The organism is Promicromonospora sp. NPDC110617, from assembly GCF_055598465.1.
In genome coordinates, this window is sequence record NZ_JBVKBM010000002.1 from 1,186,567 (window position 1) to 1,206,878 (window position 20,312).

The window sequence follows — 20,312 nt, forward strand, 5'->3', positions numbered from 1 at the left end:
GGGTCACGCCACGGTCTTTCCTGCTCCCGGTCGAGGCGAAGTTCAGGCGAAGCCGGGCAGCTCGCCGCCGGCGAGCAGGTGGGCGTGGACGTGGAAGACGGTCTGGCCCGCCTTGGGCCCGGTGTTGAAGATCAGGCGGTACTGGCCGTCGGCGAGCTCGCTCGCCACGCCGTCCGCCAGCGCGATCACGCCCGCCAGGCCCTCGGGGTCGGACGCCGCGAACGCGGGGACGTCCGGGTAGTGCTCCCGGGGGACCACGAGGACGTGCACCGGCGCCTTGGGCGCGATGTCCCGGAAGGCGATGGCGGTGTCCGACGAATCGACGAGATCCGCGGGGATGTCCCCCGCGACGATCTTGCAGAAGAGGCAGTCCGGGCTGTCGGTACTCGTCATGTCGGCAGGCTACCGGCGGTCGTGCGCACGCCGCGCCCGCAGGCGGCGGCGACGCCTCGGGCGGGGGCACACCAGGATTTCCCATTCCGTTACATGGTTCGAAATGCCTGGGTGAAGGCGGTGTGGGAGAGTTTGCGGCGTTCGATGGAGATTGGCGTACTGAGACACCTTTTCGGTGTCGTCCAACCTCGCAGGTCCCGTCGGTCGCCCCTCACACCACACACCGCAGTCACCTGGAGGTTCGCGTGGGTTGGTTCATCGCCCAATCGCTCGCATTCATCATCATCGCGGCCCTGATCGGCCTCGCGATCGGCATCTGGATCGGCTGGCTCGTCTGGGGCCGCCGCGCCAAGGGCAAGCACACCGCCGAGAAGGCGGAGGCGACCACGCGGACCGCTGCCGCGACGAAGGCCGAGCCGGACACCGCCGAGGTGGTCCCCGCGCTCGCCGTCGCCGGTGCCGCCGCGACCGACGCCGCCGGCGACGCACGGCAGGACGCGGAGACCGCCGCCGCCACGGACACCGTGCTGCCCGTGACCGACGAGGCCGTGGGGGCGGGTGCGGGTTCGGATGCCGACCGCACGGCCGACGGCGCGCAGGAAGGTGCCGCGCAGGACCAGAAGGGCGACGAGCCGACCGACGAGCAGGGCGAGGACAAGCCCGCCGACACCGCGCACGACGTCGAGGCCGCCGGGTCCGACGTCGTCGCCGAGGCCGAGGCCGTGGCGCGCGCCGCCGCCGAGGCGGACGCCGCCGCCAAGGCGGCCGCACTGGCCGAGGCCGACACCCCGACCGAGACCGCCGTCGACACCGCTGCCGAGACCCCGGACGACCTGCAGCGGATCGAGGGCGTCGGGCCGAAGATCGCCGCCGCGCTGGCGGCCGCCGGCTACCCCACGTACGCGAAGATCGCGGGCGCGACCGAGGACGAGCTGCGCCAGGCCGTCGCCGGCCAGGGCATCAAGTTCGCGCCGGCGGCCAGCAGCTGGGCCGACCAGGCGCAGTACCTCGTCGACAACGACGCCGCGGGCCTGGAGGAGTACCAGGACTACCTCGTGGGCGGTCAGGAGCGACGCGCGAAGTTCAACGAGAACGTGGACTACACGGACGTCGACGAGGTCGAGGGCGCCGAGGCCAAGGCCGCCGCGCTCGCCGCGGACGAGGCCGCCGCGGCAGCAGCGGAGGCCACGCCCGAGCCCGAGTCCGAGCCCGAGCCCGAGCCCGAGCCGCAGGACCTCCAGCGCATCGAGGGCATCGGGCCCAAGATCGAGACCGCCCTCAAGGCCGCCGGCTACACCACGTACGCCAAGGTCGCGGGCGCGAGCGAGGACGAGCTGCGCGAGGCGCTGACCGCGAGCGGCATCACCTTCGCCCCGGCCGCCACGAGCTGGGCCGACCAGGCGCAGTACCTGGTGGACGGCGACGAGGACGGCCTGCGCGAGTACCAGGACTACCTGATCGGCGGGCAGGACCGCGCCTCGAAGTTCAAGGAGAACGTCGACTACGCCGACGTCGACGAGATCGAGGGTGCCGAGGCCAAGGCCGCAGCGATCGCCGAGGACGAGGCGGAGGCCGCCGCGGCCCCGGAGCCGGAGGCCGAGCCCGCGGTCGCCGCCGAGACCGAGCCGGCCGCCGCCGTCGAGCCCGAGCCCGAGCCCGAGCCGCAGGACCTGCAGCGCATCGAGGGCATCGGGCCCAAGATCGAGTCCACCCTCAAGGCCGCGGGCTACGCGACGTACGCGAAGATCGCGGGCGCGACCGAGGACGAGCTGCGCGAGGCGCTCGCCACGGGCGGCATCACGTTCGCCCCGGCCGCCACGAGCTGGGCCGACCAGGCCCAGTACCTGGCCGACGGCGACGAGGACGGCCTGCAGGAGTTCCAGGACTACCTGATCGGCGGCCAGGACCGCCGGGCCCGGTTCAAGGAGAACGTCGACTACACCGACGTCGACGAGATCGAGGGTGCCGAGGCCAAGGCCGCAGCGATCGCCGAGGACGAGGCCAAGGCCGCCGCCACCGACGGTGACGCCGAGCCCACGCAGTCCGAGGTGAAGGCATGAACCTGAAGGTCGTCCTGCCCCCGGTGGTCATCGTGGTCCTCGGGATGGGCGCCCTGTCGGGCGTCCAGAACACGGGCTTCCGCGAGCACATCGAGTCCACGCTGACGGAGAGCGCGCAGGGGGCCCTCTCCGCGGCGGGGCTCGACGGGGTGGACGTCACGTTCGTGGGGCGCGACGCCGACGTGACCGCGCCGACCGACGCCGAGGCGCTGGCGGCCGCCGACGTCGTCGGCGGGGTCGAGGGCGTCCGGGCCGCCGCGGCCTACGGCCCGGACGGGCTGGTCTCCGCCGAGGACGGTGCGGCGGAGGCCGCCGCTGCGGAGGCCGAGTCCGAGTCCGAGTCCGCGACGGAGGACCCCGCCACGGAGGTGGAGGACGAGGCGACGGCGTCGCCTGAGCCGACCACGACGCCGTCGGGCAGCGGGACGGCCAAGGACGACCAGGCCGGGGACGACGAGCCCGAGCGCGAGCCGACCCGCGAGGAGCGGGAGAAGGCGCAGGAGGACCTCGTCGAGATCCCGAACATCACGTTCGTCACGGACAGCGCGCGGCTGACCAAGGACGGCCGCAAGGTCGTGAAGGAGGCCGCCGAGGTGCTCGCGGAGCACCTGGAGGTCGAGGTCCGCGTCGAGGGGCACACCGACTCGGTGGGTACCGAGGCGCACAACCAGCGGCTGAGCGAGCGTCGGGCGGAGGCCGTGGTCGACGAGCTCGTGGAGCTGGGCGTGGACCGCGACCGGCTGACGTGGAAGGGCTTCGGCGAGTCCGACCCGCTGGTCGTCCCGCGCACGTTCGCGGACCTGGAGAAGAACCGCCGCGTGGAGTTCGACGTCACCAACTGACCCCACCACCTCGTTGAGTGCTGGGTATTTGTTGCTCTGAAGCCTTCAGAGCAACAAATACCCAGCACTCAACGGTTACGCGGGGCGGGGGTTACCAGCGGCCCAGGCGGTCGCTGAGGAGGGCTATCGCGATCGGGCCGGCCGTCGACGTGCGGAGCACGTGCGGACCCAGGCGGGCCGTGACCGCACCCGCCTCCGTGAGCAGGGCGACCTCGGCCTCCGAGATCCCGCCCTCGGGTCCGACGACGAGGAGCAGGGCGCCGGCGTCGGGCAGCGGGACCGCCGACAGGCCCGTCGTCGCCTCCTCGTGCAGCACCACCACGGCGCCGCCGGCGGCGACCACGTCGCGGGTGCGGACCGCGAGCTGCTTGGTGCTCAGGGACACGTCGACGTCGGGGATCCGCGCCCGGCGGGCCTGCTTCGTGGCCGCCCGCACGGTACTGACCCAGCGGGCCCGCGACTTCGCGGCGCGGTCCCCGCGCCACACCACGACGGACCGCTCGGCCTGCCACGGGATGATCGCGTCCACCCCGGTCTCCGTGGCGGCCTCGATCGCCATCTCGTCGCGGTCGCCCTTGGCGAGGGCCTGGACGAGCGTCACGACGACGTCGGGCACGGGCTCGACGACGGTCTGCTCGACGCGCAGGTGCACCTCGGCGCCGTGCACGGCCTCGACGACGGTCCGCAGGCGAACGCCCGCGCCGTCGACCACGTCGATGTGCTCCCCCGGCCCGCGCCGCTGGACCACGCCGGCGTGCCGGCCCTCGGCGCCGTCGAGCACGTACAGCGCACCCGCGCCGTACTCGGACAGCGGGTGGGCGGCGGACGCCTCGGCGAGAAAGACTGGCGCGCTCATCGGTGCGCGGTCAGCGCCCGCTGAGCTTGTCGCGCAGGCGCGAGAAGACGCCGCCCTGGACCGTCGCGAGCCGCGGCTCGGGCCGCTCCTCGCCGCGCAGCGCCGCGAGCTGCTGCATCAGCGCGGTCTGCTCCTCGTCGAGGCTCGTGGGGACCTGGACCTCGATGTGCACGTTGAGGTCACCGCGCCCGTTGGAGTGCAGGTGCCCCACGCCGAGGCCCTTGAGCGTCATGACCTGACCGGGCTGCGTGCCCGGGCGCAGGTCGATCTCCTGGAGGCCGTCCAGCGTGTCGAGCTCGAGCACGGTGCCGAGGGCGGCCGCCGTCATCGGCACCTGGAGGGTGCAGTGCAGCTCGTCGCCGCGCCGCACGAACGTGTCGTGCGCGCGCTCTCGGATCTCCACGTACAGGTCGCCCGCGGGGCCGCCGCCGGGGCCCACCTCGCCCTGCGCGGAGAGCTTGATGCGCGTGCCGGTGTCGACGCCCGCGGGGACGTTGACCGCGACGGTGCGCCGCGAGCGCACGCGGCCCTCGCCCGAGCAGTCGGTGCAGGGCTCGGGGATCACGGTGCCGAAGCCGCCGCAGGCGGAGCACGGCTGGTTGGTCATGACCTGGCCGAGGAACGAGCGGGCGACGCGCTGCACGGAGCCGCGGCCCTGGCAGACGTCGCAGGTGCGGGCGTGGGTACCCGGCCGCGCGCCGTCGCCGCCGCAGGTGTTGCAGACCACCGCGGTGTCGACCTGGATCTCGCGCTTGGCGCCGAACACGGCCTCCGCGAGGTCGAGGTCGAGGCGCACGAGCGCGTCGTTGCCGCGGCGCGCGCGGGGAACCGGGCCGGTCGGCTGCCCGCCGCCGAAGAAGGTCTCGAAGATGTCCTGGAACCCGAACCCGGCGCCGAACCCGCCGCTCGCGCCGCCGCCGGGCGACGTCGGGTCGACGCCCATGTCGTACTGCTGGCGCTTGTCGGGGTTGGACAGCACCTCGTACGCGCGCGCGACGTCCTTGAACCGGTCCTCGCCCGCGTCGCCGGCCACGTCCGGGTGCAGCTCGCGGGCCAGCTTGCGGTATGCCTTCTTGATCTGCTCGGGCGAGGCGTCGCGCGGAACACCGAGAATCTCGTAGTAGTCGGTCACAGGTCTCTCTTTGTGGGGAGGATTGTGGAAGTTCGGGTCAGCCGGGCAGCACTCGCGACAGGTAGCGCGCGACGGCGCGGACCGCGGCGATGGTGCCCGGATAGTCCATACGGGTGGGGCCGATCGAGCTCAGGATCGCGACGGTGTCGCCGTCGGACGAGCCGTAGCCGGACGTGACGACGGAGGTCTCCGCCAGCCCCGCCAGCCGGTTCTCGTGCCCGATGCTCACCGCCACCTTGGCGTCGTCGGTCATGTCGGTGAGGAGGCCGAGCAGGACGACCTGCTCCTCGAGCGCCTCCAGGACGGGCCGCAGGCCCTGCTCGAAACGCATGCCGGTACGTGCCAGGTTGGCCTGGCCGGTCAGCACGATCCGCTCCTCGCTCTCCTCGGCGAGCGCGGCGGTGACCACCTCGGCCACGGCCGTCGCCAGCGGGCGGTGCTCGGCCGGCATCGCCTCGGCGACCCCGGCGAACGCGTCACCGAGGTCGGCGAGCCGGCGGCCGGCGGTCGCCGCGTTCAGGCGGGCGCGCAGCTCGCCGAGCGTGCCGTCGTCCAGGTCGACCGGAACGTCGAGGAAGCGCTGCTCCACCCGTCCGGTGTCCGTGATGACGACGACGAGGAGCCGCCCCTCGGCCGTCGGCACGAGCTCCAGGTGTCGCAGCCCGGACCGGCGCAGCGACGGGTACTGGACCACGGCGACCTGGCCGGTGAGCTGGGCGATGAGCCGCCCGGCGCGGGCCACGACGTCGTCCAGGTCGACCGCCTCGGACAGGAAGGTCTCGATGGCCCGCTTCTGCGGGACGGTCAGCGGCCGGACCTCCGCGAGCTGGTCCACGAAGAGGCGATACCCCTTGTCGGTGGGGATGCGCCCCGCCGAGGTGTGCGGCTGGGCGATGAGCCCGGCCTCCTCCAGGGCGGCCATGTCGTTGCGGACCGTGGCCGGGGAGACGCCGAGCTGGTGGCGCTCCGTGAGGATGCGCGAACCGACGGGCTCCCGTGTGCGGACATAGTCCTCCACGATGGCCCGCAGGACATCGAGTCTGCGTTCCTCGCTCACCGCGCTCACCTCCGTCCCCAGGTAGAACGTCCGGGACGTGCACCCGGGTTCCGGCCCGCTCACCGACACTGCCTTCCAGCACTCTCACCGACCGAGTGCCAATCCTACGCGGCACGCGCCACCCGCCGGGTCGCCGACCCGCCGCACGCCGCGCGCACCCGGTCCGGCCGAGCCGTCCCGCCCCGGCGAACACGCGGCTGACCTGCATGTCCTACCGTTCGCCGAGGGCTGAGCACCGAGCATAGGGCGATGCCTTAGGCGCGCCCACCCCGCCCCGCGAACCGACGGGGAAAGATGCGGCGGCCGCCCGATCCGCGCGACGTACCTCACAGACGAACCTGGAATCACTGCCGGCGAGGGGCCGGCGGTGACACCGGGAGGAACCACCATGTTCGGTTTTTCGGACTACGCCGAGTACCGCCGCAACGAGCAGGAGCTCGACCAGCGCAACGAGCGGGTCCGCGTGGCCCGGGAGCAGAAGGACGCGGCCCGCCGTCAGGCCGCCGCGCCGCGCACCGCCGAGCGCGGTGCCCGGGCCGAGGCGGCCGACGCCGTCCGGCCGCGCGTCGCCTGATCCCGCAGGGAGGGCGACCGTGCCGGGCAGCGGGCAGGCCCGCGGAAGCGGCGGGCAGGCCGACGAAAAGAAACAGAACGACCACGGACCGGCATGGGACGATGAGCCCATGCCGGTCCCCCGTGCCCGCCTGGTGGGCCGAGCCCCCGAGCTCGGCGCGCTCGAGGCCGCTCTCGCAGACGTCCGCTCGGGCGGCAGCCGCACCATGGTGATCGCCGGCGAGGCCGGGATCGGCAAGACCCGCCTGCTCGACGAGCTCACCTCCCGGGCCGACGGCGCCCACGTGATCGTCGGCCAGTGCGCCGACGAGGGCTCCGGGCCGCTCCCGTACGCGGCTCTGGTCGGGCTCCTGAACGGTGTCGTCCGGACCCTGGGCCCCGAAGCCGTCGTCGCCGCGGCCGGCCCCTCGGCGGGCGCCCTGTCCGCCCTCGCTCCCCAGCTCGTCGCGCCGACGCCCGACGCCGGGGCCGACCGCGTCCCCGAGGTGCTCACCGACCTGCTCGCCGGGCTCGCCGGCGAACGCCCCGTCGTGGTGGTGATCGAGGACCTGCACTGGTCCGACGACGTCACGCGCGCCGTCGCCCTCCGCCTCGCCCGCACCGCGCCGCCGGGCCTCCTCCTGCTGCTCACCTACCGCAGCGACGACGTCGGCCGCGCGCACCCCCTGCGTGTCGTCCTCGCCGAGCTCGACCGCGCCCGGCTCACCACCCGCCTCGAGCTGAGGCGCCTGGGCGAGACCGAGGTCCACGAGATGGCGCAGGACCTGCTCGACGTCGGCCTCGACGCAGAGCAGCTGGCCGACCTGGCGGACCGCAGCGAGGGCGTGCCCTTCTACATCGAGGAGCTGGTCGGTTTTCTCGGCACCGACCTGCCCGACTCCCTGCGCGACATCCTGCTGCTGCGCTACTGGAACCTGAGCCAGGAGGCCCGGTCGCTGTGCCGCGTCGTCGCCGCCGCCGGCCCGCGCGTCTGGTACGACGTGCTCGACGACGTCCTGGCGGACCCCGCGACGGGTCCAGGACGGCGCGCCCCGCAGACCGGCGCCGAGGCGGAGGAGACCGTCCGGGAGGCGGTGGAGGCCCAGGTGCTGGTGGTCACCGAGGTGGGGTACGCCTTCCGGCACGCCCTGGTCCAGGAGGCCGTGTACGCCGAGCTGCTGCCCGGCGAACGGCACCGCCTGCACGCCGCCTACGCACGCGCCCTGGAGCTGGCCCTCACCCGGCGCGCCCACTCCGTCGCGAAGCTGTCCCGCATCGCCGACCACTGGTGGCGCGCCGGCATGCTCGACAAGGCGCTCGCGGCGGCCGTCGAGGGGCACCGGACGGCTGCGGACGGCGCGGCGTCGTCCACCGCGGTGGCGCTGGGCGAACGGGCCCTGGAGCTCTGGGACCAGGTGCCCGACCCGGAGCAGGTCGCCGGGCTGTCGCACCACGAGCTGCTGCGCTCGGTCGCCGAGGCGCTGCGCGGCTCGACCCGGACCGCCCGCGCCCTGGACGTGGCCCACCAGGCGGTCGCCGAGTGGCCCGAGGACGACCCGGCCGGCCTCGCCCGGGTGCTCTGCGACACCGCCCTGATCGCGGGGCATGCCGGCTCGGACGAGGGGCCGGCGCTCATCGACCGTGCCCTCGCGCTCGTGGAGCCAGGGCGGGACGACGCCGTGCGTGGCCAGCTGCTGGTCCTGCGGGCCCGCCACGCCATGCTCAACGGCCGGCCCCGCGAGGCGATCGCGGCCGCGACGGCGGCGCACGAGGCCGGGCTCGCGATCGGCAGCGACGAGCTCGTGTCGGTCGCCCTGAACCTGCGGGGCGTGTGCCGCTTCCAGCTCGGCGACACCGGCGGGCTGGCGGAGATCGACGCCGGCCGGGCGGCCGCAGGGCACCACTGGCAGGGGCTGAGCCGGTACTACATCAACGGGTCGGACGTCTTGCTGCTCGCCGGCGACTGGGCCCGGGCTGCCGAGATCGCCCAGGAAGGTGTCGCGGCGGCGCGCCGGTACGGCTCGTCCGAGGGTTCCCGGGTCATGGTCGAGGGCAACCTCGTCGACGCCTGGATCGGACGGGGCGACTGGGCCGAGGCCGCCGTCTGGTACGAGCGGACCGTCCCCCTGATCCACGACAGCGTCTACGCCGCCTATCTCAGCGAGCGCCGGATCTGGCTCATGATGTGGCGGGGCCAGGTGGAGCAGGCGCAGGCCGAGGCGCGCCGCAGGACCCCGAGCTGGGAACGGTTCGGCCGCCTGGAGGAGCAGATCAGGTCGCGCACCAACGTGACCCAAGCGGAGCTCGCGCTGCTGCGCGACGAGCCGGCCGAGGCCCTGGAGCGCATGTCGGTGGTGGTCGGCCCGGACCACGTGGTCAGCCCGGCCTACGACCTGCAGCAGCTCGCCGCCGCGGCGCAGGCGATCGCCCGGCTGCGCGCCGCCGGGCAGGACGTCGACGACGCCCCCTACCGGGCGGCCCTTGCCGAGTGCGCGCACTGGCCGACGTACCCCCTGTGGTCGGCGCTGTTCGAGGCGGAGCTCGGGACCGGCCCCTGGACGACGGTCGCCGACCTGCCCGGTCCCGGACCCGTGCACCTGCGCCCGTACGCGCTGTACCGCGAGGGTGCGCGGCTGCTCGACGCCGCCGACCGGGCCGGGGCCCGGGCGGCGCTCGGCGCGGCGGTCGTGGAGGCGGAGAAGATCGGCGCGGGCCTGGTCGTCCGGCAGGCGCAGGCGCTGATCGACCGCGCGGGACTGGTGGACGGGGCGGCCGGCGCTCCGCCGTCGGGCGCGGGGACGGACGCGCTCACCGCGCGCGAGCGGCAGGTGCTGGCCCTGGTGGCCGAGGGCCTGACGAACGGGCAGATCGCCGAGCGGCTGTTCATCTCGGCCAAGACCGCGTCGGTGCACGTCTCGGCGATCCTCCGGAAGCTCGGTGTCGCCTCGCGCACCGAGGCGGCGCTGCGCGCCACCCGCTGATCCCACCCCGACGCCGTCGAGCACGGGCTGTCTGCGCCCGGTGACACTCCGGGAGCACGGATATCCAGCACTCGACGGGAGGGGCGACCTAGGCTCGCGACGTGGTCGACGAACGGTACGGGTCCGATGTGCTCTCCCCCCAGTTTCCTGGCGCGCAGCGAGGGCGGCGGCCCACGTCGCAGCCCACGCCGGCCGAGCAGGGGCTCGTGGTCGAGGAGGTCGAGACCGGCTGGGTCGGCGCCGTGGTGCGCGTCGAGAAGTCGGGCGGCATGCACGTGGTGGTCCTGGAGGACCGCCGGGGCCGCACCCGCACCTTCCCGCTCGGCCCGGGGTTCTGGGTCGAGGGCAAGCCCGTCGTGCTCACCGCGCCCGTCGTGAACCGCGCCCCCGCGCAGCCCACCCGCACGGCCTCCGGCTCCGTCGCGGTGCACGGCGCCCGGGCGCGCGTCGCCCGGGGCAGCCGCATCTGGGTGGAGGGCAAGCACGACGCCGAGCTCGTGGAGAAGGTCTGGGGCGACGACCTGCGCGTCGAGGGCGTGGTGGTCGAGATGCTCGACGGCGTCGACCATCTCGCCGAGCGCCTTGCCGAGTTCGGGCCCGACGCCGAGCGCCGGGTCGGCGTGCTCGTCGACCACCTGGTGCCTGGGTCGAAGGAGCAGCGGCTCACCGACGAGGCGCTGCGCACGGTCCCCACGGGCACCGTGCTCGTGCTGGGCCACCCCTACGTGGACGTGTGGCAGGCCGTGCGCGCCGAGCGCCTCGGGCTGGAACGCTGGCCCGTCATCGACCGCGGCACCGAGTGGAAGCTGGGCATCCTGCGGTCCCTGGGCTGGCCTGCGGAGACGCAGGCGGACGTCGCCCGCGGCTGGCAGCGGATCCTGGGCACCGTGCGCGACTTCCGGGACCTCGACCCGGCCCTCCTGGGACGCGTCGAAGAACTTATCGATTTCGTGACCATCTCGTAAGGCACAGCCTCTACGGTTGGTCATATGTCCGAAAACCCGCAGGAGCCGCAGGCTCCTCAGCAGCCCGGCCCGGCGCCGCAGCAGCCCGGCCCCGCACCTCAGCAGCCGCAGGACGCCCCGGCCTACGGGACGCCCCAGCCGCAGTCGCCGTACCAGGGTCCGCCGCCGGCGGGTCCGGCCTACAGCCCCGGCTACGGCCCCGGCGTGCCGTACCAGCCCCAGCCGCTCACCCCGTCGGACGAGCGCATGTGGACGGTCTTCGCGCAGGTCGGCGGCATCATCTTCTCCTTCATCCCGCCGCTGGTGATCTGGCTGGTCTTCAAGGACCGCAGCCGGTTCGTGGAGCAGGAGTCGAAGGAGGCCCTGAACTTCCAGATCACCCTGGTCATCGCGCAGATCGCCGCCGCGATCATCACCGCGATCACCTTCGGGATCGGCGGGATCGTGTACCTCGTGTTCATCGCCGCGGTCGTGTTCATCATCCTGGCCGCCGTGGCCAACGGCAAGGGCGCGCCCTACCGCTACCCGGTGAACATCCGCTTCATCAAGTAATCGGCCGTACGCCGGAACGACCATGCACCTGCTGCCAGCTCCGGACTCCGGCTGGCAGCAGGTGCATGGTCGTTCGCGCGTCGGGCCCGAACGCCGTCGGGCGACCGACACCAGGTGAACGCCGTCAGGCGACGGCGGGACCCATCGTGCCCGGGCTTGCCGTCGCCGGGCCGCTGGCGACCGGTCCGCCGGTGAGGCGGCGGAACGCGAAGGCCAGCGCCAGCAGCGACAGCGGGATGGTGACGAACAGGCCGAGCCCGCACACCAGCGCGCCCACGATGTTGATGCCCAGGAGCGCGAGCTCCAGCAGGAACACCGTGCCGAAGTTCTGCCCCACCAGGCGGAACGAGCCCGTCAGCGCGTCCCACGCGTTCAGATTGCGGTCGACCACGTTGTGGTAGGTGAACGGCGCGAAGATCGCCAGGGCGATGAGGCCCAGGCCGCACAGCAGTGCACCCACGAAGCCGGCGACCAGCAGCAGGAGCGCCGTCAGGATGATCATCGGGTAGCTGTTGACCTTGAAGAGCGTGCCCCAGGTCGCCTTCTCGCCGGACACCTCACGCAGGGCCGCGTTGATCCCGAGGGCGCCGAGGATCGAGTTGACGATTCCACCGACCAGCCCGAGCAGCGAGCTGCCGAAGGACACGCCGACTGCGGTGCCCGTGCTGATGTCGCCGCGGCTCGCTGCCTCGCTGATCTCCTGGTAGTCGCCGAAGTTGCCGGCGTTGAAGATGGCACCCACGGCGAACGAGAGCAGGATGAAGAGCACCCAGAAGAGCCAGTTCCCCGTGAAGCGGCTCCACCCGAAGCTCAGCGCCTCGCCGACGGCGAACGGCGCGGCCGACTGCGTGCCGTAGGGCGCGCTGGGGCCCCCGTAGGCCGGCGGCTGCCCCGCCGCGCCGTAGGCCGGAGGCTCGGTGCCGCCGCCGTAGGGCGGCTGCTGGCCGGCACCGTAGGGCGACTGCTGACCGGCGCCGTACGGCGGCGGCTGCGCGGGCCCGCCCGGCTGCGTCGGCCCGCCGGCCGGGTTCTGCGGCGGCGTCGGACCGCCGGCTCCCGGCTCGTACGGGTTCTGCGGAGTGTTCTCGGTCATGTGTGTCCCCTTTTCACTGTTCAGTGATCCGAAGCCACCTTCACCTTTTCTCCGCAAATTCGCATGTGCAACCGCGGAGTTGTTACCCGCAGGTCAGGACCGGACCGGCTCCCCGGTCCACCGCTGGACGAGACAGGCCCCCACCAGCAGCATCGCCGGAGCGACCACCACCAGGCCGATCCCGCACGTGAAGACCGACGCGACGGCCAGGCCGGCGAAGATCCCGAAGAACGCGAGCGCGGCGCCGAGGTGGGACAGCACCAGCCCGACGCCGCTGCCGAGCGCCCGGCCGAAGCCGACGCCCCTGAGCAGCAGGAAGGGCACCGGGAGCAGCAGCAGCGTGCAGACGAGCTGGATCGAGCCGCCGACCACCGGGACGACGGTGCTGACGAACCCGATCACCCCCGCGAGCAGCGCGTACGCGACCAGGCCGCCGAACCCGCGCAGCAGGAAGAAGTCCCGGAACCGGACCCTGCGGGTCCGGGTCGCGGCGAGGGCGCCCGCGTACAGGAGGGCCTGCAGCAGGAAGCTGATCGCGGTGCCCGCCGCGCCCAGCGCCTTGGCCTCGAACGACTGCCCCGCGGTCAGCGCGGCGTCGAGCGCCACCGGATCGGTGGAGCTCGACAGGGCGTCCATGGTGGACGGGCTGAACAGAAGGACGACCGCGATCTGCGCGACGCCGAGCGCGAGGCTCATCAGCACCCAGATGCCCCAGCTCGCACCGAACGCGCCCCAGGCCCAGCGCCACGCGCCACCGATCGTCGGGGGCACGTCGTCGGGGCTCGGCTCCGGCTCCTGGACCGGCGCGTAGGCCGGGACCTGCTGCTGCGGCGCCTGGTACTGCTGCTGGAACCCGCCGTGCGGGTACTGCGGGGGCTGGTAGTCCGGCCGGCCGTACGGGTTGGCGGGGCGGCCGTACGGATCGCGCGGGCCGTACGGGTCGGGCTGCTGCGGGGCCTGGCCGCCCTGCGACCGGGGGTCCGGGTGCTGTCCGGAGGAGGGATCCTGCGGGTTCCAGCCACCGTAGGTGTTGCTCATGCGCGTGCCCCTTGTCAGGCGGGACCGAGCCGCCTCGTAACGGTATGAACAGCACAAGATATCGACGGTTTCGCCCACCGTGCAAACAAACGAAAAGGACCTTTTGCGTGAAGAAAAGGGGCGCGGGGTCAGGCGGTCAGGTCTCGCACGACGGCGTCGGCCAGCAGGCGCCCGCGGCGCGTCAGGACGGCGCGCGCGGTACCCGCGCCGGAGGTGCCGGGCGCGCCGGTGCCGGGCGCGCCGACCCCGAGCGCGGCGTGGCCGTCGAGCAGCCCGCGGGCCACGAGGCCGGCCACCGCGGTTCGGCCCTGCGCCGAGAGCACACCGAGGTCGAGCCCTTCGCGCAGCCGCACGCCGAGCATGACACGCTCCAGGTGCGCCTCCTCGCGGGTGAGCAGCTCGCGCCCGGCGCCCGGGCTGTGCCCGGCCTCCAGCCGCGTCGCATAGGCGCGGGGGTGCTTCACGTTCCACCAGCGGACGCCGGCCGGCGTCTCGTCGGCGGGCGTGTCGCCGGCGGGCGTGTCGTCGGCGTCGACCCTCTCGACCGCCGGGGCCGGCGTCCCGTCCGCCGTCGGTGCCGACACGTAGCTGTGCGCGCCCGGGCCCACGCCCCACCAGTCGTCGCCCCGCCAGTAGCCCACGTTGTGCCGGCACTCGTGCCCCGGGCGCGACCAGTTGGACACCTCGTACCAGCGCAGTCCCGCCGCGGTGAGCAGGTCGTCGGCCAGCTCGTACTTGGCGGCCTGGTCGTCCTCGTCGGGCAGCGTGACCTCACCGCGGCGCACCTGCGCCGCCATCTTGGTGCCGGGCTCGACCACGAGCGCGTAGGCGGACACGTGGTCGACGCCGGTGGCCAGCGCCGCCTCGACGCTCGTGCGCCAGTCGTCCAGGGACTCGCCCGGCGTGCCGTAGATGAGGTCCAGCGACACGTCCAGGCCGGCGTCCCGGGCCCAGCGCACGACGTCGGGGATGCGCAGCGGGTCGTGGGTGCGCTCCAGGGTCGCCAGCACGTGCGGCACCGCCGACTGCATGCCGAACGAGACCCGTGTGAACCCGGCGTCGGCCAGCACGCGCAGCGACTCGGGCGTGACGGAGTCCGGGTTGGCCTCGGTGGTGACCTCGGCCCCTGCTGCCAGGCCCCACGCCTCCCGGACGCCGGTCAGCACGCGGGCCAGGTCCTCGGCGGGCAGCATCGTCGGGGTACCGCCGCCGAAGAAGACGGTCGAGACCGCGGCGGGCGACCGCCCGGCGTCGGACAGGACCTGCCGCGCGAGCGAGACCTCACGCAGCGCGGTGGTCGCGTAGGCCGCCTGGTTGGCGCCGCCGCCCAGCTCGGCCGCCGTGTAGGTGTTGAAGTCGCAGTACCCGCAGCGCACCGTGCAGAACGGCACGTGCACGTACACGCCGAACGGGCGCGCGTCCAGGTCCGGCGTGGGCTCGACCGGCGACGGGCGCACCCAGGCGGGCAGCCCGCCGTCGTCGGGCACGGGGATGCCGGGAGGAAGTGCGGGCACCTACTTCTTCTTGTCCTTGGGGCCGTCCGCGTCCGAGGAGAGCGCGGCGATGAACGCGTCCTTCGGCACCTCGACGGAGCCGATGTTCTTCATGCGCTTCTTGCCCTCCTTCTGCTTCTCCAGCAGCTTGCGCTTACGGCTGATGTCACCGCCGTAGCACTTGGCGAGCACGTCCTTGCGCATGGCGCGGATGGTCTCGCGGGCGATCACGCGCGCGCCGATGGCCGCCTGGATCGGCACCTCGAACTGCTGGCGCGGGATGAGCTCCTTGAGCTTCGCCGTCATCATGACGCCGTAGGAGTACGCCTTGTCCCGGTGCACGATGGCGCTGAACGCGTCGACCTGCTCGCCCTGCAGCAGGATGTCGACCTTCACGAGGTCGGCCACCTGGTCGCCCGACGTGTCGTAGTCCAGCGACGCGTAGCCGCGGGTCTTGGACTTGAGCTGGTCGAAGAAGTCGAAGACGATCTCGGCGAGCGGCAGGTGGTAGCGCATCTCGACGCGGTCCTCGGACAGGTAGTCCATGCCCTGCAGGTCACCGCGCTTGGACTGCGAGAGCTCCATGACGGCGCCCACGAACTCGCTCGGGGTGAGGATGGTGGCCTTGACGACAGGCTCGCGGACCTCCTTGATCTTGCCCCCGGGGAACTCCGACGGGTTGGTCACCTCGACCTTGGTGTTGTCCTCCAGCGTGACGTCGTAGATGACGTTCGGGGCGGTGGAGATGAGGTCGAGGTTGAACTCGCGCTCCAGGCGCTCGCGCACGATCTCGAGGTGCAGCAGGCCGAGGAAGCCCACGCGGAAGCCGAAGCCGAGGGCCACCGACGTCTCGGGCTCGTAGTTGAGCGCGGCGTCGTTGAGCTTGAGCTTGTCCAGGGCGTCGCGCAGCACCGGGTAGTCCGAGCCGTCGATCGGGTACAGGCCCGAGAACACCATGGGCTTGGGGTCGCTGTAGCCGCCGAGCGCCTCCGTGGCGGGCTTGGCGGCGTTGGTCACGGTGTCGCCGACCTTGGACTGGCGCACGTCCTTCACGCCGGTGATCAGGTAGCCCACCTCGCCCACGCCGAGCCCCTTGGTGGGGTGCGGCTCGGGCGCGCTGACGCCGATCTCCAGGAGCTCGTGCGTGGCGCGCGTGGACATCATCGCGATCTTCTCGCGCGGGTTCAGGTCGCCGTCGACCACCCGCACGTACGTGACGACGCCGCGGTAGGTGTCGTAGACGGAGTCGAAGATCATGGCGCGCGCCGGGGCGTCCGGGTCGCCGACCGGGGCGGGGACGCTCTGCACGATGCGGTCGAGCAGGGCCTCGACGCCCACGCCCGTCTTGCCGGAGACCTTGAGCACGTCCTCCGGGTCGGAGCCCACGAGGTTCGCCAGCTCCTCGGCGTACTTCTCGGGCTGGGCCGCCGGCAGGTCGATCTTGTTCAGGACCGGGATGATCTCGAGCTCGTTCTCCATGGCCAGGTACAGGTTGGCCAGGGTCTGCGCCTCGATGCCCTGCGCGGCGTCGACCAGCAGCACGGCGCCCTCGCAGGCGGCCAGCGACCGGGAGACCTCGTAGGTGAAGTCCACGTGGCCAGGCGTGTCGATCATGTTCAGCGCGTGCGGGGTGCCGTCGAGCTCCCACGGCATGCGCACGGCCTGCGACTTGATGGTGATGCCGCGCTCGCGCTCGATGTCCATCCGGTCCAGGTACTGGGCGCGCATCGCGCGCGCGTCGACGACACCCGTGAGCTGGAGCATGCGGTCGGCAAGGGTCGACTTGCCGTGGTCGATGTGCGCGATGATGCAGAAGTTGCGGATCAGCTCGGGCGCGGTGGCATTCGGCTGGATGCGCGCCGTGAGCGCAGGACCGGGGATGGGCAAAGCGTTCTCGCTCCGTCGTCAGGTGATGGTCAGGATGGGCGGGGCCAACCGTCATTCTCCCACGTCCCGTGCGAGCGGGGCGCGGTCGTGCCTACGGTCACCGGGTAGCGACCCCGATGAACGGAGGAGAACCATGGCGCACCTGACCAGCCGCCAGGTACTGGCGATCGTGACCAACTACGGCGTCGAGCAGGACGAGCTCCTGGTACCCGTACGCCACCTGCGCGACCACGGCGCGGTGGTGACCGTGGCGGCCGCGCAGCCGGGCGACGTCCGCACCTTGGTGGGCGACGAGAAGCTGGGCGACACGGTGCAGCCGGACACGACGATCGACGCCGTGGACACTGCGGGGTTCGACCTGCTGCTGGTGCCCGGGGGCACCATCAACGCCGACGCCCTGCGGCTGCGGCCGGAGGCGGTGGCCGCCGTGGCGGAGTTCGCGTCCTCGGGCCGGCCGGTCGCGGCGATCTGCCACGGCCCGTGGGCGGTCGTCGAGGCCGGGCACGTCGCGGGCGCGACACTCACCAGCTACCCGTCCCTGGCCACCGACGTGCGCAACGCCGGCGGGACCTGGGTGGACGAGCCGGTCGTGCGGGACGACGGCGCGGGCTTCCCGCTGATCACGTCCCGCACGCCCGGCGACCTGCCCGCGTTCCTCCGCGAGATCGACGCGGTGCTGGAGGACTGAGCCCCCCGGCACCGCGCCGGTCCCGGCCGCGCCCGCCCCGCGGCGGGCGCGGCCCCGTCAGACGGGCTGGCCCGCCGTCGTGCGCGGCAGCAGGCGCCGCAGCACGTCGGCGAGGGTCACCACGCCGAAGTCCGCCGCGGACCCGTCGGGTCCGTCGGCGTCCGACCGGGGCACGACGGCGAGGTGGTTGCCCGTCTCGCGCATGCTGGTCAGGGCGGTGTGCAGCGGCACGTCCGCGGCCAGCTCGAAGACCGGCCGGGTGACGTCCGTGACCGGCGCGTCGTCGGCGAGCAGGAGCGTGTCCCGGACGTGGACCACGCCCTCCGGCCGGCCGCCGTCGCCCTGGACCAGGATCCGCAGGTGGCCGGAGACGCGGGACGCCTCCTGCACCTGGGCGGCCGTGGCCCCGTGCCCGACGGCGGACGGCGCCGCGTGGTCGGCCAGCAGGTCCTCGACCGTCAGGCGGCGCAGATCGAGCGCGCCCGAGAGCTGGTCGGAGTAGGCGACGTCGAGCGCGCCCACGCTGGCGGAGTGCTCCACCAGGTGCCGCAGGTCGTCCGGGCCCTGCCCGGAGGCGACCTGGTCCGCCGGCTCGACGCCGACACGGCGCAGGCACCAGTTCGCGGCGCCGTTGAGCGCCAGGAGCACGGGCCGGGTCACGACCATGAAGGCCCGCATCGGCAGCGCGAGCATCGTCGCGCTGGCCTCGGGGTGGGCGATGGCCCACGACTTGGGCGCCATCTCCCCCACCACCAGGTGCAGGAACGTGACGATGACCAGCGCCAGCACGAAGCCCGCGACGTCGGCGGCCCAGTAGGGCGCGCCCCACGTCTCGAACAGCGGCGTCAGCCAGTGGTGCACGGCGGGCTTCGTGATCGCGCCGAGCGCCAGGGTGCAGACGGTGATGCCGAGCTGCGAGCCGGCCAGGAGCACCGTGAGCTCGCTGGAGCTGCGCAGCGCGGCGCGCGCGGAGCGGCTGGTGGGCGCGGCGTCCTCCAGGCGGTGCCGCTTGGCGGCCAGGAGCGCGAACTCCACGGCCACGAAGAACGCGCTCAGCGCGATGATCACGACGGTCGCGGCGAGGACGACCCAGGGGTTGCTCATCGGGTCTCCTCGGTCTCGGTGCCGGCGTGGTGGTGGGCGGGGGTCTCCGCCTCGTCCTCAGGGGGCGCCTCGACGACGGTCACCCGGACGTGGGACGGCACGTGCCGCTCCACGTCCAGCACCTCGATGCGGAGCACCTCGGTCGGCGGCGGCTCGGGCGCCACCAGGGTGGCCGGGTCGACGGGCAGCGCCACGTCGACGACGTCACCGGCCGCGGGCAGCGCGCCGTGCACGGCGATGGCCAGGCCCGCGATCGTCTCGTGGTCGCCCTCCGGCAGGTCGCGCTCGACGGCGCGCTCGACCTCGTCGAGGTGCACGTCGCCGGCCATGACCCAGACGCCGTCCGACGCCGCGGTCACGGGGTCGATCTCGTCGTCGTGCTCGTCGGTGATCTCGCCGACGAGCTCCTCGGCGAGGTCCTCGACGGTGAGCACGCCGGCGAACCCGCCGTACTCGTCCACGACGCACGCCATCTGGTTGCGCGTGGCCGACAGCTCGCGCAGCGCGTCGGGCAGCGCCATGGACGTGGGCAGCACCAGCGCGGGACGCAGCAGGTCGGCGACGGTGGTCGCCTCCGGCGCCGCGGAGAGCAGGTCGGTCAGGTGCACGACGCCGGTGACCTCGCCGTCGTCGTCCACCACGGGGTAGCGGGAGTGGCCCGCCGCCATCAGCTCGCGCACCTGCGCGAGCGTGTCCTTGCTGTGCACCATGCCCACGCGGGCGCGCGGGATCATGGCGTGCTCCACGTCCTGGCGCGGGAAGTCCAGGATGCGGTCCAGCAGTACCGACAGGTCGCCCGGCAGGTCACCGCTGGCGCGCGAGTCCGCGACGATGTGCTCGAGGTCGCGGGCCGTCGCCGAGTGCTCGACGTCGTGCACGGGCTCGATGCGCAGCAGGCGCAGGAGCGCGTTGGAGGCGGCGTCGAACACCTTGATGAGCCAGCCGAAGACGGCGAGGTAGATCGTCGTGGAGCGGGCCAGCCACAGCGCGACCGGCTCCGGCCGCGCGATCGCCAGGTTCTTGGGCACGAGCTCGCCGAACAGCATCTGGACGAGGGTCGAGAACAGGAGCGCGAGGACGGTGCCGATGGCGACGCCCGTGCCGACCGGCACGCCGACGCCGCCGAGGGCCTCACCCAGCGCCTCGCCGACGAGCGGTTCGGCGACGTAGCCGACCAGCAGGCCGGTCACCGTGATGCCGAGCTGCGCGCCGGAGAGCATGAAGCTGGTCCGCCGGGTCACGCCGAGCGCGCGCCGCGCCCCGGCGTCGCCGGCCTCGGAGCGCGAGGCGAGCCGCGCGCGGTCGACCGCCATGTACGCGAACTCCTGCGCGACGAAGTACCCCGTCACGGCGGTGATCACCAGGATCACCACGACCCCCAGCAGGAGGGAGATCACCCAGGTCAACGCATCCACCTCCTCTCGGTGGTGCGGAGACGTGCGTTCGGGCCGGGACTATGACTGTCGGGGTCCATGATCCTTCACTGGTGATCGTGCGGTTGTCTCGGGCCGAGGGCCTCGGTCCGGATGCGCGGCGCGCATCGCGTGGAGAACGTCGGAGCTGGGTCCACGGTTCCACGGCGCGCGGAAGTCGTCATCCGGAGCGCGGTCTCGTCCCGC

The 20,312-nt window shown here is 73.3% G+C and carries 17 protein-coding genes; 7 read left to right on the plus strand and 10 right to left on the minus strand.

What is annotated here, in order from left to right; all coding sequences use genetic code 11:
• Positions 1 to 42: 42 nt before the first annotated feature.
• On the minus strand, positions 43 to 393 hold the full coding sequence (locus ACZ7LE_RS16085) for a histidine triad nucleotide-binding protein (RefSeq protein WP_285108565.1): 351 nt from the start codon (positions 391 to 393) through the stop codon (positions 43 to 45).
• A gap of 245 nt (positions 394 to 638) precedes the next feature.
• On the opposite strand from ACZ7LE_RS16085, the gene ACZ7LE_RS16090 reads away from it, so the two are divergent.
• Both ACZ7LE_RS16090 and ACZ7LE_RS16095 read left to right on the plus strand, forming a co-directional pair.
• Positions 639 to 2,453: a helix-hairpin-helix domain-containing protein gene (locus tag ACZ7LE_RS16090; protein WP_470404249.1), complete on the plus strand. Its 1,815-nt coding sequence runs from the start codon at positions 639 to 641 to the stop codon at positions 2,451 to 2,453.
• Positions 2,450 to 3,295 carry an OmpA family protein gene (locus tag ACZ7LE_RS16095; protein ID WP_470404250.1) on the plus strand — a complete coding sequence of 282 codons (846 nt, stop codon included), beginning with the start codon at positions 2,450 to 2,452 and terminating at the stop codon, positions 3,293 to 3,295. Before ACZ7LE_RS16090 ends, ACZ7LE_RS16095 begins: the two co-directional genes overlap by 4 nt.
• A gap of 91 nt (positions 3,296 to 3,386) precedes the next feature.
• Here the strand turns inward: ACZ7LE_RS16095 and ACZ7LE_RS16100 are convergent, their stop codons facing one another.
• The 3 genes from ACZ7LE_RS16100 to hrcA are packed head-to-tail and all read right to left on the minus strand — an operon-like array spanning position 3,387 to position 6,340.
• Positions 3,387 to 4,151 carry a 16S rRNA (uracil(1498)-N(3))-methyltransferase gene (locus tag ACZ7LE_RS16100; protein ID WP_470404251.1) on the minus strand — a complete coding sequence of 255 codons (765 nt, stop codon included), beginning with the start codon at positions 4,149 to 4,151 and terminating at the stop codon, positions 3,387 to 3,389.
• A 10-nt stretch (positions 4,152 to 4,161) separates the two neighbouring features.
• A complete protein-coding gene (gene dnaJ, locus ACZ7LE_RS16105; protein ID WP_470404252.1) occupies positions 4,162 to 5,283 on the minus strand; it encodes a molecular chaperone DnaJ in 1,122 nt (373 codons plus the stop codon).
• A gap of 37 nt (positions 5,284 to 5,320) precedes the next feature.
• A complete protein-coding gene (gene hrcA, locus ACZ7LE_RS16110) occupies positions 5,321 to 6,340 on the minus strand; it encodes a heat-inducible transcriptional repressor HrcA (protein WP_470404253.1) in 1,020 nt (339 codons plus the stop codon).
• A 388-nt stretch (positions 6,341 to 6,728) separates the two neighbouring features.
• Between hrcA and ACZ7LE_RS16115 the strand changes: the two genes are divergently transcribed.
• The 4 genes from ACZ7LE_RS16115 (at position 6,729) to ACZ7LE_RS16130 (ending at position 11,390) form a co-directional block, all read left to right on the plus strand.
• On the plus strand, positions 6,729 to 6,914 hold the full coding sequence (locus ACZ7LE_RS16115; RefSeq protein WP_470404254.1) for a hypothetical protein: 186 nt from the start codon (positions 6,729 to 6,731) through the stop codon (positions 6,912 to 6,914).
• A 109-nt stretch (positions 6,915 to 7,023) separates the two neighbouring features.
• Positions 7,024 to 9,873 carry an ATP-binding protein gene (locus ACZ7LE_RS16120; RefSeq protein WP_470404255.1) on the plus strand — a complete coding sequence of 950 codons (2,850 nt, stop codon included), beginning with the start codon at positions 7,024 to 7,026 and terminating at the stop codon, positions 9,871 to 9,873.
• Positions 9,874 to 9,974: 101 nt separating this feature from the next.
• Positions 9,975 to 10,838 (plus strand): DUF3097 domain-containing protein, encoded by an 864-nt coding sequence (locus ACZ7LE_RS16125; protein WP_470404256.1) that lies wholly within the window; start codon positions 9,975 to 9,977, stop codon positions 10,836 to 10,838.
• Between the two features lie 24 nt (positions 10,839 to 10,862).
• The gene (locus ACZ7LE_RS16130) at positions 10,863 to 11,390 is read left to right on the plus strand and encodes a DUF4870 domain-containing protein (RefSeq protein WP_470404257.1); all 528 of its coding nucleotides are present in this window, start codon (positions 10,863 to 10,865) and stop codon (positions 11,388 to 11,390) included.
• A 124-nt stretch (positions 11,391 to 11,514) separates the two neighbouring features.
• Here ACZ7LE_RS16130 and ACZ7LE_RS16135 read toward each other — a convergent pair whose 3' ends face one another.
• The 4 genes from ACZ7LE_RS16135 to lepA all read right to left on the minus strand — a co-directional run bounded on the left by ACZ7LE_RS16135 (position 11,515) and on the right by lepA (position 16,901).
• The gene (locus tag ACZ7LE_RS16135) at positions 11,515 to 12,483 is read right to left on the minus strand and encodes a hypothetical protein (protein WP_470404258.1); all 969 of its coding nucleotides are present in this window, start codon (positions 12,481 to 12,483) and stop codon (positions 11,515 to 11,517) included.
• Positions 12,484 to 12,576: 93 nt separating this feature from the next.
• A complete protein-coding gene (locus ACZ7LE_RS16140; RefSeq protein ID WP_470404259.1) occupies positions 12,577 to 13,521 on the minus strand; it encodes a hypothetical protein in 945 nt (314 codons plus the stop codon).
• A gap of 128 nt (positions 13,522 to 13,649) precedes the next feature.
• Positions 13,650 to 15,035, minus strand: a complete 1,386-nt coding sequence (hemW, locus tag ACZ7LE_RS16145; RefSeq protein WP_470404260.1) for a radical SAM family heme chaperone HemW — start codon at positions 15,033 to 15,035, stop codon at positions 13,650 to 13,652.
• Positions 15,036 to 16,901: a translation elongation factor 4 gene (gene lepA / locus ACZ7LE_RS16150; RefSeq protein ID WP_470404261.1), complete on the minus strand. Its 1,866-nt coding sequence runs from the start codon at positions 16,899 to 16,901 to the stop codon at positions 15,036 to 15,038.
• Between the two features lie 133 nt (positions 16,902 to 17,034).
• On the opposite strand from lepA, the gene ACZ7LE_RS16155 reads away from it, so the two are divergent.
• Entirely contained in the window at positions 17,035 to 17,589 is a 555-nt protein-coding gene (locus ACZ7LE_RS16155) for a DJ-1/PfpI/YhbO family deglycase/protease (RefSeq protein WP_470404262.1), read from the plus strand.
• Positions 17,590 to 17,646: 57 nt separating this feature from the next.
• On the opposite strand, the gene ACZ7LE_RS16160 is transcribed toward ACZ7LE_RS16155, so the two are convergent.
• On the minus strand, positions 17,647 to 18,693 hold the full coding sequence (locus ACZ7LE_RS16160) for a hemolysin family protein (RefSeq protein ID WP_470404263.1): 1,047 nt from the start codon (positions 18,691 to 18,693) through the stop codon (positions 17,647 to 17,649).
• Entirely contained in the window at positions 18,690 to 20,099 is a 1,410-nt protein-coding gene (locus ACZ7LE_RS16165; RefSeq protein WP_470404264.1) for a hemolysin family protein, read from the minus strand. The genes ACZ7LE_RS16160 and ACZ7LE_RS16165 overlap by 4 nt, the downstream gene beginning before the upstream one ends.
• Positions 20,100 to 20,312 lie beyond the last annotated feature (213 nt).